Source organism: Mesorhizobium sp. M0159 (genome assembly GCF_040322295.1).
In the GTDB taxonomy this organism is placed as follows: Bacteria; Pseudomonadota; Alphaproteobacteria; order Rhizobiales; family Rhizobiaceae; genus Mesorhizobium.
In genome coordinates, this window is sequence record NZ_JAMYTF010000081.1 from 1 (window position 1) to 15166 (window position 15166).

Below are 15166 nucleotides of genomic sequence, written 5' to 3' on the forward strand. Positions count from 1 at the left end.
CAACCACTTTTTCCGCCTCATCAAGCCGGTCGCCGCTGATCACTATGATAGGAACATCCGATTTTGTCGCCAGATTGCGGACGATTGCAAGTCCATCCTCCCGGCCTAGGTTAAGGTCGACAACCACGAGATCGACTGGCTCACGTGAAAGAACATAGTCAAACTGCTTGCTATCGTGGACTGCGGTTACCTTCAGGGCATGCATCGTGAGATACTCGGCGATGAGGCGCCGCATTGCGGCATCATCGTCAATGACAAGAACATGTTTCAACGGCACACCCTCAATCTTGAATCCCCATGTCTAAACCTGTTGCCGAGCAACCCTGGGGCACCGACCCAGAACAGCTGCCCTTGATACCACTCGCCGTTGCGTGCGGCCAATGTGAGGCCGTGCTCGTCCTGTTCTTTTCATCCCCAGCGAATTGACCGCACCAAGGCAGCCCGTGGCCACCAGACAGGTCCAAGCGCCGACATGACCCTGCCGTGTGGTCCTTCGCTTTTTCGCTTCGAGCTCCCCCGTTGGTGCAGGCCTGCCAATATCACTCAAGTTCGACCTCATGGATGCCAAGTTTCCTGCTATGCCGTTGCATCCTGGTCATCCTGGAGTTTGCGGACCTGGATCATCTCGATATCCTCCGGCTCGTGGATCCAGCTCGGACATGGTTGAGCAGCGCGGCGTTTGGCTTGATCGGAGAGGCGGTCGGCGGAAGAAGACCGTGATTCGCTGCAGCGGCCTTGTGCAAAATAGTGTGTCTCCTGCCAAGCCGGCTTCGTCCAAGGTGGCCGGCGGCCTCAAATGCTGTTCGGCGACCGGCAGGTCGCCGGTTGCGGTGAACGTCCGGGCTAACATTTCTCAGTTACTGCAACTCCTCCATCTTGAGCGTGTCACTATGCTTGTCCATTGCGCCGTCGGACTCCGTCAATGACGTGCGGTTATCTGCCGATGGGACTGTGCATGATCCACCCTTTGGCGGCGGCGGCCGAACAGCTGAACGAGGCTCGCACCAGGATGGGCTGCGCCGCCACGTCTTCCCAGTTGACCCTCGCCGCCGCGGATTTGCGCCTTCGAGCCAGCTTCACGGACGAGCTCGCGTCTCAAGCAATGATCTGAGTGTGCAGGGCCGCGCATGGCTGCTCTTTAAGGACCGGCAGCATACCGGCAAAGTTGGGCCGCTTTATCGCCTTAGTCGATTCCCCACGGTGATCCCGAGCCTGAACAAGCCCGCCAAGCTCCCCATTTTGTCCTTGGCTTGGCGCTGACAGAAGTACCATCCATGACGCCAAAGTCGCGGCCCACACTCCAGGAGCAACGGACGGCCGGGACGAGCAATCCTGTACAGGAGTCCTTGTACCAAGATGCTCCGGATGTCGCTGGCTGATCGGGCCCGCGCCACCCACGCATGCGCAAGATGCTCACCCACGCTGATACGAACACGGTCTTTGCTTCAATTGAAACCGAAAAGCTGAACTTGAACATCACACAGTAACAAACCTCCCCGATAAGCGCGTGCCGGACAGGGCCAGAACCCGTCCGGCGGCTTGGAAAGGTAGGTGATAGGGAATGTTTATTGCAGCTTGGCCGCTGGCCATCGTCCTGATGACATCCATGTCACTCCCAGCCGAGCCCGCGCCACTTTCTCCGCGTGAGTTCCGCAGCCTGTCGCGCAAATGCGCCCCCTGGGTTGCGCCGTCCACCCTCGCCGCGATTGCCAAGATTGAAAGTGGCTTTGAAACGCTGGTGGCTCATGACAACACCACAGGTGAGCAGCTTCGCTGGATAGACCACCTGGAAGCCACGCGGGGCATCAAGGAACGCCTCGAAGCACAACATTCTGTCGATGTTGGATTGATGCAGATAAACAGCAAGAACTTTGCCATGCTCAATCTCACGCCGGAAAGGGCTTTCGAGCCCTGCGCCTCGCTTTCGGCTGCCGCCCACCTGCTTGAAAGCCGGTATGCCGGCGGCACCACTGCTGTGGCACAGCAACTGGCGCTTCGCCGTGCCATCTCGGCCTATAACACGGGCGACGTCACGCATGGCTTCGCCAACGGTTATGTACGCAAGGTCGAGTCGGCCGCAAAGGACATCTCAAGTCTCCTTGAGAGAACGCTGGAGCCGACTGCTCGAGATGTGCCGCACCTTGAGGCACCCGGTCGGAAAGCCGTGCCGCCTCTGCTCCAGCAGAACCAACAGGCCAATAGAAAGAAGCAGCCCAACCAAGATTCTTGGGACATCTGGGGCTCGTATCAGCCAGACCGCTCCGGGGCCGATCCCTCCGATCCGACAGGCAGCCAGGCTGCGAAAGCACGGGAACCCGCGAACCCGAACAAACTCGTATTCGATTGAAACATGGAGATGCAATGATGACGCCACTCAAGATACTTCGTGCGCTTAAAACGCGTGTTCCTTCGCCTTTTTCCATGCTGCGCATGGCGGCTGAATATGTACCGGCCGCTGCTGCAGGCGCGGCGTGGACGGTCTTCTACAGCGGGCCAGCCGCGGCTCAGGTGACCGGAGGGACGGATCCTGCCAAGATGGTCCAGAATATCTGCACGTTCATACTTGGCCCCTTTGGACAATCACTGGCCGTGCTCGGGCTCGTAGCCATCGGTATCTCTTGGATGTTCGGTCGTGCTTCACTTGGCCTGGTTGCGGGTGTCGTTGGAGGGATCGTCATCATGTTCGGGGCCAGCTTCCTGGGCAAGGCGCTCATAGGCGGTGGCTGATGAGCGACCGGTTGGAAGTGAGCACCCTCTATGTGGCGGCGACGCGCCCCGCACTGTTTCTGGGGGTGCCGCTGACGCTGGCCGGATTGCTCATGATGTTGGCTGGGCTTGTTATCATTATCCTTCAGAACCCGCTCTACGAAATCGTTCTCGCGCCACTCTGGTTCGGAGCACGGCTGGTTGTTGAGCGTGACTATAACGCGGCAAGCGTCGTGCTGCTCTATTTGCAGACGGCCGGCAGAAGCGTGGACGGGCCGGTCTGGGGAGGCGCAAGCGTCAGCGCCAATCCGATCAGAGTGCCGAAACGCGGAAGAGGAATGGTGTAATGTTCGGCGCCAGCGGCCGGACCGAGAGGTCTGGCGAGATCTACCTTCCGTATGTTGGTCACGTAAGCGATCAGGTTGTCCTTCTGGAAGACGGATCGATCATGGCCATGGCACATGTGAACGGTGTGCCCTTTGATTTGGAAGACGCTGAGATGCGCAACTCGCGCTGCCGCGCGTTCAACACTCTCTTGCGCAACATCGCCGATGACAATGTCTCGATATACGCTCATCTTGTGAGACACAACGATGTGCCGGCGCCGGCGCCGCGCCGGTTTCAAAGTGCATTCGCTGGCAGTCTGAGCGAGGCCTACGAGCGTCGTGTGCTGTCGGGAAAGCTCTTTCGCAACGATCACTTCCTCACTTTGATCGTGTCCCCCCGCACCGCAATCGGCAAGATCGGCTTGCGGATTGCCAAGTCCCGCAGACGGAATGAGCACGATCTAGCCACCCAAATGCGGAGCCTGGAAGACCTCTGGCACATCATTGCTGGCGCACTCGGCGGTTACGGTCTGCGCCGGTTGGGTATTCGTGAGAAAGGCAACGTGCTCTTCACGGAAATCGGCGAGGCGCTTCGGCTCATGATGACTTGCCGGTTTCTTCCGGTTCCGATGGTTACCGGCTCACTTGGCGCCTCGATCTACACTGACCAGGTCATCTGCGGGAAGCGGGCGCTTGAGATTCGAAGGCCCGGGGATAGCTCCGTCGGATCATTGTTTTCGTTCCGTGAATATCCGGCGACGACGCGGCCGGGCATGCTAAATTCCTTGCTGTCCGCCAACTTCCCGCTTGTCCTGAGCCAGAGCTTTTCCTTCCTCACTCGCCCACAAGCTCATGCCAAACTAAGCCTTAAGTCCAGCCAGATGACGAGTGCCGGCGACAAGGCCCTCACCCAGATCAATGAACTTGCCGAGGCAGAGGACGCACTGGCAAGCAACGAATTCGTGATGGGTTCGCATCATCTGAGCCTGTGCGTCTATGCCGACAGCCTCAATACCCTTGCAGATCGCGCAGCAAGTGCCCGCGCACGGCTGGCCGACGCGGGCGCCGTTATCGTCCAAGAGGGCATCGGCATGGAGGCCGCATATTGGTCCCAACTTCCGGGGAACAACAGGTGGCGCACGCGCCCGGGGGCGATCACCTCACACAATTTTGCCGGGCTCGTCTCATTTGAGAACTTCCCAAGCGGTTCCAGTTCCGGCCACTGGGGCAATGCTGTTGCGCGCTTTCGCACAAACGGTGGAACTTCTTTCGACTACATCCCCCATGAGAATGACGTCGGCATGACGGCAATATTCGGGCCCGTTGGCAAAGGCAAGACGACGCTGATGACCTTTGTCCTCGCGATGCTTGAGCAAAGCCTGGTCGATCGCAATGGTGCGATCGTCTTCTTCGACAAGGATCGGGGTGGTGAACTGCTGGTGCGAGCCACGGGAGGGACATATCTTGCGTTGCGCAGAGGCGCTCCGAGCGGCTTGGCCCCTCTGCGTGGACTGGACAACACCTCCGCCTCGCGAGACTTTCTACGCGAGTGGTTGATGGCCCTGATCGAGAGTGACGGCCGTGGTCCGATCTCGCCGGAGGAAAGCCGTCGGCTGGAACGCGGCATTGTTCGTCAGCTTTCGTTCGAACCCCCTATGCGCTCACTTGCGGGCCTGCGCGAATTCCTATTGCACAGCCCCTCCGAGGGCGCAGGAGCACGGCTGCAGCGGTGGTGTAGAGGGGGGGCGCTTGGATGGGCTTTTGACGGCGACGTGGACGAAGTAAGGCTGGATGCCTCCATTACGGGCTTCGACATGACGCAGCTCCTGGAATATGAGGAGGTCTGTGCACCGGCCGCCGCATACCTTCTGCATCGAGTGGGCGCTATCGTCGATGGTCGTCGGTTCGTCATGAGCTGCGACGAATTTCGATTCTATCTACTAAACCCCCAATTCTCGGCCGTTATCGACAAGTTCTTGCTCACGGTCCGCAAAAACAACGGCATGTTGATACTCGCAACGCAGCAGCCTGAACACGTTCTGGAATCGCCTCTCGGAGCTAGTCTCGTTGCGCAATGTATGACGAAAATTTTCTACCCATCACCGACGGCGGACCGCTCTGCGTATGTCGATGGCTTGAAGTGCACTGCGCAGGAGTTCGAGGCAATCCGCCAGGGAATGGCAATCGGCAGCCGCAAGTTTTTGCTCAAGCGCGATAGCGGGAGTATTGTTTGCGAATTCGATCTTGGGCAGATGCGCGAGTACGTAGCCGTACTCTCGGGGCGGGCCAACACAGTGCGCTTTGCCGACCAGCTTCGTAACCAGCACGGAGACGCCCCAAGTGGGTGGCTCGACAAGTTCATGGCCCGGTACCACGAAGTTCAAGACTGACGGAGGAATATTCATGAAATTTGCCAAACTTGCAGTAACGACCCTTGCTGCTTCCCTTCTGCTTCACGGACAGGCCCGTTCGCAATTTATCGTCAGCGACCCTGTAACAGAAACACAAGCGACCTTAACAGCGCTTTCCAATGCGGCGATCCTTGAGAGGTCAATCGAGACGCTCGCTACCACGATTGAAATGGTGACAATTCTAACGTCGTCATTCGCTGTCACGGGACTGCTAAGCTCACTGAACCAAGGAAATCACTACCCGTCGAGCAATAAGCTGGAGGAGCAGATGTTTGATGCTCGGGCGCCAGCTTCGATTATGGCCCGTAACATTGCGAAGGACCCAAATCGGATAGTCAACGGCACCGATTCAGAAGCGAAACTGTTACAGGGACAAATCGCCGGGGCCGCCAATGCCGCAGCTATTGCAGCCGACACTTTGGGCATGATGGACAAGCGCCTTAAGGATAACGCCGGCACGCTTGGTCAGCTTTCCCGCTCGGGAAATATTATGCAGGCCACCGTGACCAACGGTCTGGTCCTCAAGCAGATTCACGATGCGATGATCCAAAATGTCCAGGCCACGAGTCTGCTGACAATGGCCACTGCACAAGGGAGCCTTCACGCCGTGGAGGAGGCCGCCACGCAGCGTCGCGAACATCAGGACACCGCTAATATGTTTAGCATCCTCCCGTAAACCACACAGAGTTCATCCTGCTAAGCTGCGCTGATCAGGGACACATCAGGCTCACGCCATGAATTTCAAAATTCCCGCGCCATTCACGACTATACACACGATCTTTCATGGGGCCTTCACGTCCGGGCTGCACAAAGTGCTTGAAAACATCCAAGAGGCGGTCAGTGCGCCTCTGGTTGCGTGTGTCACGCTCTGGATAATAATCCAAGGCTGTCTGGTCATGCGTGGTCAAGTCGATGCGCGCGGGGGTATCTCGCGCGTAATCATGGTGTCGATTGTCGTTGCCCTTATCTTAGGGCAGGCCAACTATCAGCAGTACATTGAAGCGCTCTTCGACGACACGATTCCGAGGTTGGCTCACGACATCAGTGGCAGCGACTTGCCCTTTATCGGAATCCCCCAGAAGCTCGATCTCATGTTTGCTTCAAGCCAGTATGTCTTTCAGCTGATTGCTTCCGAAATTGGGCCTATGAACGGCCAGGACATACTTGCTTTCGAGGGAGCGCAATGGATTTTCTACGGCGCGCTGTGGACAGCGTTCGAGATCTACGATGCCGTTGGAATTCTGACGAAGGTGCTCTTGACGATCGGCCCCCTGGTCCTTGTAGGCTACCTTTTTGATCACACTCGAGACATAGCCACCAGATGGATCGGCCAACTGCTCTCGTACGGGCTGCTGCTTCTCCTCCTCAACATCGTTGCAACGATAGTAATCGCTGCCGAAGCAGTCTCGCTGGCAGCCATGCTTTTGATGATCAAATTCTCGGGCACGACAGCAGCCAAGATCATCGGGCTTTACGAGCTCGACATGCTTTTCCTAGCTGGTGACGCTCTGATCGTCGCGCTTCCGACGATCGCCAGCAGCATCGCCGGCGGCTCTTGGGGAGGTGCGAACCGACCTCTTAACAGCCTCAATCGCCACTTTGCCAAAACGGCGGGTGGTTAATCAATCGACAAGCTCGGTGCCAAAAACATGAAATATTGCCTACTTCTGTCAATCCTCGCTTTGGCCGCCTGCAAGACGAGCCATGGGCTTGCGACATGCGCGGGTGCCCCATTCCAACTGAACGTGGGACAATGGGAAACCACCCCTGAGGATCTTCAGGTCGAATGCGCGGAAGAGCCAAAGTGAAAGTTCCTGAACATGCCCTTCTGGTGGAGAGAGAAACGCTAGCCGCCCACTATAAGAAGGTGGAAGCGTTTCAAACTTCACGAGCGAAGTCTGCGCGGCGCCTGTCAAAGGCCCTGATAGCCTTTGCCGCAGCGGCGGTCCTAGGAAATGTTGCCCAGGCATTTACCATTGCTGCCATGGTCCCGTTGGCCAAGCTCGTACCTGTGTTCCTCTGGGTCCGGCCGGATGGGACCGTCGACAGCGAAGTGTCAGTCTCTCGACTGCCGGCAACCCAAGACCGAGCCGTCATAAATGCTTCGCTGTGGGAATATGTACGCCTGCGCGAGGGGTACACAGCAGATACAGCCCAATACGCCTATGACCTCGTATCCAGTTTCAGCGCGCCGGCTGTGCGACAGCAATATCAAGATTTCTTCAACTATCCGAATCCCACCTCGCCGCAAGTCACGGTCGGCAAACGCGGCAAGCTCGAGGTCGGGCATATTTCTTCAAACGACATCAGTCCGGACGTTCAACAGATCCGTTACAAACGTACGCTTGTTGTCGATGGGCAGATGCCGATAGTGACCACCTGGACAGCTACCATCCGCTACGAGCGCTTGACGGGTCTGCCTGGGCAATCGAGGCTCACCAATCCGGGAGGTCTACTCGTCACTTCCTATCAAAGCTCGGAAGATAGCGTATCGAACCTGGGCTATGTGCAGCCATGACAAAAAGAGCGTTTCTCGCGCTGGTCTGTTCACTCTTCTTAACGATGGAAGCGTCCGCGGAAGACACACCACTTGCCGGCAAGCATGATGCGCGCATGCGCTACCTGGCTTACCGTCCTGACGAAGTGGTGCGCCTGTCTACCGCAGTGGGGGCAACGCTGGTTGTCACATTCGCGGCCAACGAGACAGTCGCAGCCGTGGCCGTTTCCAATAGCAAAGACCTGGCTGCGCTCCCGCGCGCCAACTATCTCTTTTTTAAGGCTAGCCGGATGCTCCCGCCGCAGCCGGTCATCGTGCTGGCCGAGAGTGAGTCCGGTACACGGAGATACGTCTTCAGTATTTCAACGAGAGCGATGCCAAAACTCGATGAGCAGCAACCTGACCTATACTACAGTGTGCAGTTCACCTATCCTGCTGATGAGGCTGCTGCTCAGAGAAAGGACGCAGAAAGGCGCTCGATTCTTGGTCAGGCCCGGGCGAAAGTGCTGCGCGACGAGAGAGTTCAGGATTTGTTGAATCGGCCCGCCGCAACTACCAGTCCGGACGAAAGCAATTTTCACTACGTCGCAAAGGGCGATCGATCGCTGGCGCCGCTGGAAGTTTTCGATAATGGCTTTACCACCGTATTTGGCTTCGCAAGCAATTCCCGCATACCCTCCCTCTACATTATCAATCCCGACGGCAAGGAAGCCGCTGCCAATTACACGGTCAAAGGAGACTATGTTGAAGTATCCGCAGTCGCCCGGGAATGGCGTCTGAGAGATGGCAATACGGTCTTGTCCATTTTCAACAGGGCTTATGACCCTGTGGGACGAGTGCCAGGGACCGGTACAGTGACACCCGACGTGTGGCGCGTTTTGAAAGGCCCGGCCGATGAATGAAACCGGCCCACAGTCGGGACATGATGTCCATGCCTCAGGATCGATGGTCTCGGAGCCGGCCCGCCGGCATGTTTCGGGATTGCAGAAGTTGGCCGTCGCTGCTCTTGTTCTCATCTCATCTCTATCGCTCATCTGGCTCGGCGGTCGTCCCAGCACACAAGACGAGCCAACTCAGCCAAAACCTCCAATTGTCGCCGACGCCGAGCCATTCCGCCCCGTGCCGATTGAGATTGCTCCCGAAGCTCCAGCACCCGTACAGGCGGCGCAGGCAGGAGATCCTGCGCCATCCACGCCGCCTCCGGCGCCAGCTGATCCGCCGCCGGAGGAAACACCAATTTTCGCCTACAGTGGCAGCGGTCAAATGCCCAACGACGGTCAGCGGAGCGAAGACAACCATAGGGATGCTCCCGCGACCTCGCATGAGATTTCAGACGCTGGCGATCTGACGGGGCGATTGAAGCCAGATATACAGGAGCCAAGCCGGGCCACACTTTTGCCGCACCCTGATCTCGTGATTACCCAAGGAACGATAATTCCCTGCATTTTGCAAACGGCAGTCGACACAAATTTACCGGGTTATGTGAAGTGCGTCTTACCTAAAGACGTCCGCGGCGCCACCAACAACGTGGTGCTTTTGGATCGCGGGACGACCGTGATTGGCGAGATCCAGCGTGGTCTCCAACAGGGGGATGCGCGTGTCTTCGTGCTGTGGACGCGCATCGAAACGCCTGACCATGCCCTCGTTTCGCTAGCGTCGCCGGGCGCTGACGAGCTCGGCCGCTCCGGAATGCCTGGCACGGTGGATAATCACTTCTGGCAGCGCTTTGGCGGAGCAATGCTCATGAGCGTCATTCAAGGCGCGTTTCAGGCCGCCGGTCAATACGCTGGCAGCTCAGGTGGAGGAAGCGGCATCAACAGCTTCCAGAGCAACGCCGGACAAGCCGTTGACACGACCCTTAGAGCAACGATCAACGTTCCGCCAACTCTGAAGAAAAACCAGGGAGATGCTGTATCGATCTTTGTGGCTCGGGACCTCGATTTCTCAGATGTATACGATCTTAGACCGATCGCCGTGGCGCCAGCCCCCCAACATCGCCAACGCCGGAGAGACAACAATGCGACCGGAGGCTGACCCTCAATTGCGTTTGCTTCTCAACCCTGTTTTGAAATGGCTTGAGGAGCCAAGGACCGAAGAGGTCGCTATCAACCGGCCTGGGGAAGCCTTTGTCCGACAGGCCGGCGTTTTCACGAAACATCCGCTACCGCTATCTTATGACGATCTGGAGGACATCGCGATCCTCGCTGGAGCGCTGCGCAAGCAAGATGTCGGACCGCAAAGCCCCCTCTGTGCGACTGAGCTGCCGAACGGAGAGCGGCTGCAGATCTGTTTGCCGCCCGCTGTTCCCTCAGGAACAATAAGCCTGACGATACGGCGTCCCTCAAGTCGTGTGACCGAACTCAAGGAAGTTTCTTCTCGCTACGAATACTCGCGTTGGAATCAATGGCGGTCACGAAAGGAGCGCCAAGAGCGGCAGGACGAAACGATTCTTCAGCACTACGACCATGGTGACTTGGAGCAATTTTTGCGAGCATGCGTTTGCGGGCGGCTCACGATGCTGCTTTGCGGACCTACTGGAAGCGGCAAAACGACAATGAGCAAGACTTTGATCAACGCTATACCCCCGCAAGAGAGGCTGATAAGTATCGAGGACACGCTCGAACTTGCAATCCCGCACGAGAACCATGTCCGGTTACTCTATCCGAAGGACCGAGCAAGCGTAGGTGCGGTGACAGCCGAGCAACTGTTGCAAGCCAGCTTGCGCATGCGCCCTGATCGAATATTGCTTGGCGAGATGCGCGATGATGCTGCTTGGGCCTACCTTAGCGAAGTCGTCTCCGGCCATGCGGGATCAATATCAACGATTCATGGGGCGGATCCGGTCCAAGGCTTTAAAAAGCTCTTTTCACTCGTCAAGAGCAGCCCGCAAGGAGCTGCTGTGGAAGACCACACGCTTCTTGACCTGCTGTCGGCTGCCATTGACGTCATTGTGCCGTTCAGTACCCACGGCGACGTGTATGAGGTGGGGGAGGTGTGGCTCGCCGCCGATGCCCGGCGACGCGGAGAGACAGTAGCCGACCTTCTTAACAAGCACTAAGGCTAGAGCACGTCGGGGATCGGTAAGTCGTTTGTGATACGATGGCGTAATTTGTTCAGATGGAACGTCCACTTTGATTTGAGGGAGGTGGATAATGGGAGGAGGACTGGGCGTAGACCTTCGGTCACAAGTCTGAAGTCTTCGGGCGCCCTGTCGGCGCGGCAAGTTGCGGCACGATTCGACTGGGTGTATCGAGCGCGTCCGCTGAATTGCGCGGGCGACGCTCACCGAGCTGGTGCCGATGCCTGCTTCAAAAGCGGCATCGACACCCGGCAGGTCGTACCCTTGATTTACCTAGCCGCGCTCAATGAGTGTCTTCAAAGCCGCCGAACGTGGTTCGGAATGACCGGTGGTAAATCGGGAAGTGCCATATAGGGAATCCTCCTGGTATTGCCTCCAGGGGGTCCTCTCAATGAACAAAGCCGCAACCTGCCCTTGCGACCTCAGCTGGAGTTTGCGACGCAACCCATAGGAGGATCGATGCGCAGAGAAATCGCAGGCAGAGTCGGTGGCATTGTGGGCTGGCCGACCGACGGTTTCAGCCCGTCAACAGGTCTTCACGTGTTCCATCCCCGACTATTGCAGGCGTGCGGCTTGCATGCTCCCGCGATCACCCATCGGAAAGAGCGTTACGAACACTACGAAGAGTTGCGCGACTTCCGCTGTCGCCCCGGTCTTACAGCGGACGGTGACCTGTCCGACCTTGATAGGACGTGAAATGCGAACGCTGCTCATTGATCATCATGTGGATCTTACGCGCGCTGTGCGAGTTGCGCTCGGGGATAGCGGTTTTGCCGTTGATGTAGTTGGCAACCTGGAACAGGCGTCGAGGGCATTTTGTTGCGCAACCTATGAAATTCTCCTGCTGGAGTTGGCTCTGCCAGATGGCGATGGCTTGGGCTGGCTGAGACAGCTAAGGAGCGACGGGCATTCAGTTCCAACCCTCATTATGAGTAGCATCAACGATCTCGAGAAGCGAATTGCAATTTTCAACGGTGGCGCGGACGACTTTCTGCTCAAGCCCGTCTCTTTCGATGAGCTCATCGCCAGAATGAGAGCCATTCTGCGCCGGTCGACACAGGTGACCGACCCCATCGTTGTATTTGGCAATCTCAATTTCGATCCGATCGGCCGACAGGTTTCCGTCTCGGGTCATCCTCTGAAGATCGCACGCCGCGAACTATGTATTTTAGAGCATCTGCTTATCCGTGCAGGCCGCATCGTGCCTCGTGCGCAGTTGGAAGATCACCTCTATTCGTTCAACGACGAGGTATCTGCCAACGCGCTTGAAGTCGGAATCTATCGCTTACGTGGACACCTGAGTAGGTCAGGTGCAACGCCACGGATCACGACCGTGCGCGGCATTGGTTACCTTCTTGAATTGACTGAGGCGGCATCCGCATAGTTGGTCTAAATTGAAAGAACAGACTGCCTGCCCGTCGTCATGTTGAGCTTGTGGCCATAATGGACATCGCGGCCGCCCTTGACGATGGTGTCGGCATGCGGTTCGAACGGCTCTGTCGCAAACCTTTTGGTAAGCGGAGCATGGCAAGAAAAACGCCTCAGCTGTGGAGGAGCACGTGATGTTCAACGGCCGCCATTTCGACCAGTCGGTGATCCTGCTGTGCGTGCGCTGGTACCTGGCCTACACTCTGAGCCTGCGCGATCTGGAAGAGATGATGGCCGAATGCGGCTTGAAGGTCGCCCATTCCACCGTGCATCGCTGGGTCGCCCACTTCTCGCCGTAGCTGCTGGAGCGCTTCAACCGGCGCAAGCGTGTGGTCGGCAGCAAGTGGCATATGGACGAGACGTACATCAAGGTCTGCGGCCATGGATGTATCTCTACCGCGCCATCGACAGCCTCGGCGACACGGTCGAGTTGTTCTTCAGCGAAAACCGTGACCTGGTGGCGGCCCAACGCTTCCTCCACAAGGCGCTGACGCGCCATGGCCGGCCGGAGCGCATCGTCACCGACGGCAGCCAGACCAATTACGAAGCGATCCTTTCCTGCGACGCTGAAAGCCGGCTGCGGCAGCGATCGCGGCGACCGCTGAAGCCGATCCGCATCCGCAATAGCCGGTATCTCAACAATCGGATCGAACAGGATCACCGGCGTATCAAGCGCCGCATTCCATCCATGCTCGGCTTCAAGTCGCAGGCGAGCGCCGTGGTTATCCTCTCCGGCATCGAGATGATCCACATGATGGGCAAGCGACAGGCGAGGTATGCCTACAAGTCTGTCGATCGCTGTTTCGATATCCTCGCTGCCTGACGGACAGGCCGAAATGGCCGTTCACACCCCCATTTCCAGGTTTGCGACAGAGCCTTTTGTCGGCGTTGCCGGCTTCGAAGGGCCGGTGCGCGCCGAGCGCATCAAGATCACCCCCGGCCACCTTGCTGCGGCCACTCGCCGAGTACGAAGCGGTGGTCGGAGGGAGCTGGTGATGACGACGCTAGATCATGACCTGCTGATCGCAATCCTGGATCGGCTGAAGTTGGGCAAGGCCACCCACGCCTGCTCCGAGGCCCTCCAGGGCAATGGTCTGAGACCTGGGCTCAAGCCCTTCGGCGAGGAGAATGAGACGCCGCTGGAGCTCGGGTGCAAGCGCTGCCACGCCCGCTCCGAGGCCCCACAAGGCCGAAGCGCAGTCGTCGGGGTCACGAGGCCCCTCTGCCACGACGACGAGACGCTGCTGGAGCCCGGTTGCAAGGGCTCCACAGATGGCCTGAACCTGGATCCGCCTTTGTTGAGGCGTTGCGACTATCATCGCGGCGACACGCAGCTCTTGATTTGTGTGCGACATCCTCAGCAGATCCATCGGGCTGAGCCGCTCAGCAATATCAACGAGAATGTCCAGCGGCAGATCAAGGATACTCAGAGGAGGAAACCCTTGATCTTGAGGCTCAGAGCGCGTCTGCTCCACTATAGAACAGGATGATTCACCGGGTCCTTCAACGCCAGCCGCCGGTCCGATGAGAGAATTGTCCCTGATATCACGCTCGATGGGGTTAAATGCCGAGATGGGCGCCTTGCCACGCTCCTCAATGCCCCTCATGATTCACCGCCTATAGCTACCAACTGAATGAATCATCGTGATTGTCGCGCAGCGGAATCCTCAAGGATCGGGCAGTTCGTAGGGGGCGCCGGTTTGACCAGGTTGAGCCCGCGAATTGCTCGATCGGACAAGATCCTAATTCTCGACCATGCGGTGAGGCTCGAACGAGATCCTCGGGACGCACTCCAAGGTTTCGATCATGTTCGGCACACAAGGAAAGGGCGGCATTGCTGCCGCCCTTTCCGCTGTAGGTTGATAGGGGCTGGATTAAAAATCCATACCGCCCATCCCGCCCATGCCGCCCATACCGCCGCCGCCCATGCCGCCAGGCATGCCGCCGCCAGCTGACTCCTTCTTCGGAGCCTCCGCGATCATGGCTTCGGTGGTGACGAGCAGGCCGGCGACCGAGGCCGCGTCCTGGAGGGCAGTGCGCACGACCTTGACCGGATCGACGATACCCATGGCGATCATGTCGCCATATTCGCCGGTCTGGGCGTTGTAGCCGTAGGTCGCGCCCTTGTTGTCGAGGATCTTGCCGGCAACGATCGAAGCTTCCGCACCTGCGTTCGAAGCGATCTGACGGGCCGGAGCCTGCAGTGCACGACGAACGATGTTGATGCCGGCAGCCTGGTCGGCATTGACGCCGGTGACCTTGATGTTGGCCGAAGCGCGCAGCAGTGCGACGCCGCCGCCTGCAACGATGCCTTCTTCCACGGCCGCGCGGGTCGCGTTGAGGGCGTCGTCGACGCGGTCCTTCTTTTCCTTGACTTCGACTTCCGTCGCGCCGCCGACGCGGATCACCGCGACGCCGCCCGTGAGCTTCGCCAGACGTTCCTGCAGCTTCTCCTTGTCGTAGTCCGACGTGGTCTCTTCGATCTGCTGCTTGATCTGGGCAACGCGGCCCTGGATCTCGTCCTTCTTGCCGGCGCCGTCGACAATGGTGGTGTTCTCCTTGGAGATCGACACCTTCTTGGCGCGGCCGAGCATGTTGAGGCCGACATTCTCGAGCTTGATGCCGAGGTCTTCCGAAATGACCTGGCCACCGGTGAGGATGGCGATGTCTTCCAGCATGGCCTTGCGGCGATCACCGAAGCCCGGCGCCTTGACGGCAG

14 protein-coding genes and 2 pseudogenes are annotated in these 15166 nt (G+C 58.2%); 14 read left to right on the forward strand and 2 right to left on the reverse strand.

The annotated features are described in order from the left end of the window. Positions 1-271, reverse strand: a pseudogene (virG, locus tag NKJ32_RS33450) (two-component system response regulator VirG); the annotation flags it as partial. A 1290-nt stretch (positions 272-1561) separates the two neighbouring features. On the opposite strand from virG, the gene NKJ32_RS33455 reads away from it, so the two are divergent. The 14 genes and pseudogenes from NKJ32_RS33455 (at position 1562) to NKJ32_RS35660 (ending at position 13937) form a co-directional block, all read left to right on the forward strand. Next, positions 1562-2347 (forward strand): type IV secretion system lytic transglycosylase VirB1, encoded by a 786-nt coding sequence (locus NKJ32_RS33455; RefSeq protein WP_352625570.1) that lies wholly within the window; start codon positions 1562-1564, stop codon positions 2345-2347. 74 nt (positions 2348-2421) lie between these two features. Further along, a complete protein-coding gene (virB2, locus tag NKJ32_RS33460; protein WP_023673707.1) occupies positions 2422-2727 on the forward strand; it encodes a pilin major subunit VirB2 in 306 nt (101 codons plus the stop codon). Further along, complete coding sequence (locus tag NKJ32_RS33465) at positions 2727-3053, forward strand: type IV secretion system protein VirB3 (protein WP_023679584.1); 327 nt, start codon at positions 2727-2729, stop codon at positions 3051-3053. The genes virB2 and NKJ32_RS33465 overlap by 1 nt, the downstream gene beginning before the upstream one ends. Continuing rightward, entirely contained in the window at positions 3053-5422 is a 2370-nt protein-coding gene (gene virB4, locus NKJ32_RS33470; protein ID WP_352752719.1) for a type IV secretion/conjugal transfer ATPase VirB4, read from the forward strand. The genes NKJ32_RS33465 and virB4 overlap by 1 nt, the downstream gene beginning before the upstream one ends. A 13-nt stretch (positions 5423-5435) precedes the next feature. Further along, a complete protein-coding gene (locus NKJ32_RS33475; protein WP_023673704.1) occupies positions 5436-6119 on the forward strand; it encodes a TrbJ/VirB5 family protein in 684 nt (227 codons plus the stop codon). A gap of 58 nt (positions 6120-6177) precedes the next feature. Beyond that, on the forward strand, positions 6178-7065 hold the full coding sequence (locus NKJ32_RS33480; protein ID WP_023679586.1) for a type IV secretion system protein: 888 nt from the start codon (positions 6178-6180) through the stop codon (positions 7063-7065). 27 nt (positions 7066-7092) lie between these two features. Beyond that, positions 7093-7251, forward strand: coding sequence for a type IV secretion system lipoprotein VirB7 (locus tag NKJ32_RS33485; protein ID WP_081731114.1), 159 nt, complete (start codon positions 7093-7095; stop codon positions 7249-7251). Continuing rightward, entirely contained in the window at positions 7248-7961 is a 714-nt protein-coding gene (locus NKJ32_RS33490) for a type IV secretion system protein VirB8 (RefSeq protein WP_023679587.1), read from the forward strand. The genes NKJ32_RS33485 and NKJ32_RS33490 overlap by 4 nt, the downstream gene beginning before the upstream one ends. Then, a complete protein-coding gene (locus tag NKJ32_RS33495; RefSeq protein ID WP_352830175.1) occupies positions 7958-8842 on the forward strand; it encodes a TrbG/VirB9 family P-type conjugative transfer protein in 885 nt (294 codons plus the stop codon). Before NKJ32_RS33490 ends, NKJ32_RS33495 begins: the two co-directional genes overlap by 4 nt. Beyond that, positions 8835-9974 carry a type IV secretion system protein VirB10 gene (gene virB10, locus NKJ32_RS33500; protein WP_023679589.1) on the forward strand — a complete coding sequence of 380 codons (1140 nt, stop codon included), beginning with the start codon at positions 8835-8837 and terminating at the stop codon, positions 9972-9974. The genes NKJ32_RS33495 and virB10 overlap by 8 nt, the downstream gene beginning before the upstream one ends. Next, positions 9958-10998, forward strand: coding sequence for a P-type DNA transfer ATPase VirB11 (gene virB11, locus NKJ32_RS33505; protein ID WP_023673699.1), 1041 nt, complete (start codon positions 9958-9960; stop codon positions 10996-10998). The genes virB10 and virB11 overlap by 17 nt, the downstream gene beginning before the upstream one ends. Before the next feature lie 718 nt (positions 10999-11716). After that, positions 11717-12403, forward strand: a complete 687-nt coding sequence (locus NKJ32_RS33510) for a response regulator (RefSeq protein ID WP_352722050.1) — start codon at positions 11717-11719, stop codon at positions 12401-12403. Between the two features lie 178 nt (positions 12404-12581). Beyond that, positions 12582-13270, forward strand: a pseudogene (locus tag NKJ32_RS33515) (IS6 family transposase). Between the two features lie 13 nt (positions 13271-13283). After that, a complete protein-coding gene (locus NKJ32_RS35660) occupies positions 13284-13937 on the forward strand; it encodes a hypothetical protein (protein ID WP_502902727.1) in 654 nt (217 codons plus the stop codon). 384 nt (positions 13938-14321) lie between these two features. On the opposite strand, the gene groEL is transcribed toward NKJ32_RS35660, so the two are convergent. Then, positions 14322-15166: chaperonin GroEL (gene groEL, locus NKJ32_RS33525; RefSeq protein WP_352830179.1), on the reverse strand; the 845-nt coding region annotated here is incomplete at its 5' end.

What these genes read in the sequence shown, in the direction of transcription:
- NKJ32_RS35660 (WP_502902727.1), top strand. Translation starts at nt 13,284, where the DNA reads ATGGCCGTTCACACCCCCATTTCCAGGTTTGCGACAGAGCCTTTTGTC.
- virB10 (WP_023679589.1), top strand. Translation starts at nt 8,835, where the DNA reads ATGAATGAAACCGGCCCACAGTCGGGACATGATGTCCATGCCTCAGGA.
- virB2 (WP_023673707.1), top strand. Translation starts at nt 2,422, where the DNA reads ATGCTGCGCATGGCGGCTGAATATGTACCGGCCGCTGCTGCAGGCGCG.
- NKJ32_RS33495 (WP_352830175.1), top strand. Translation starts at nt 7,958, where the DNA reads ATGACAAAAAGAGCGTTTCTCGCGCTGGTCTGTTCACTCTTCTTAACG.
- NKJ32_RS33475 (WP_023673704.1), top strand. Translation starts at nt 5,436, where the DNA reads ATGAAATTTGCCAAACTTGCAGTAACGACCCTTGCTGCTTCCCTTCTG.
- NKJ32_RS33510 (WP_352722050.1), top strand. Translation starts at nt 11,717, where the DNA reads ATGCGAACGCTGCTCATTGATCATCATGTGGATCTTACGCGCGCTGTG.
- NKJ32_RS33485 (WP_081731114.1), top strand. Translation starts at nt 7,093, where the DNA reads ATGAAATATTGCCTACTTCTGTCAATCCTCGCTTTGGCCGCCTGCAAG.
- NKJ32_RS33455 (WP_352625570.1), top strand. Translation starts at nt 1,562, where the DNA reads ATGTTTATTGCAGCTTGGCCGCTGGCCATCGTCCTGATGACATCCATG.
- virB11 (WP_023673699.1), top strand. Translation starts at nt 9,958, where the DNA reads ATGCGACCGGAGGCTGACCCTCAATTGCGTTTGCTTCTCAACCCTGTT.
- NKJ32_RS33465 (WP_023679584.1), top strand. Translation starts at nt 2,727, where the DNA reads ATGAGCGACCGGTTGGAAGTGAGCACCCTCTATGTGGCGGCGACGCGC.
- virB4 (WP_352752719.1), top strand. Translation starts at nt 3,053, where the DNA reads ATGTTCGGCGCCAGCGGCCGGACCGAGAGGTCTGGCGAGATCTACCTT.
- NKJ32_RS33480 (WP_023679586.1), top strand. Translation starts at nt 6,178, where the DNA reads ATGAATTTCAAAATTCCCGCGCCATTCACGACTATACACACGATCTTT.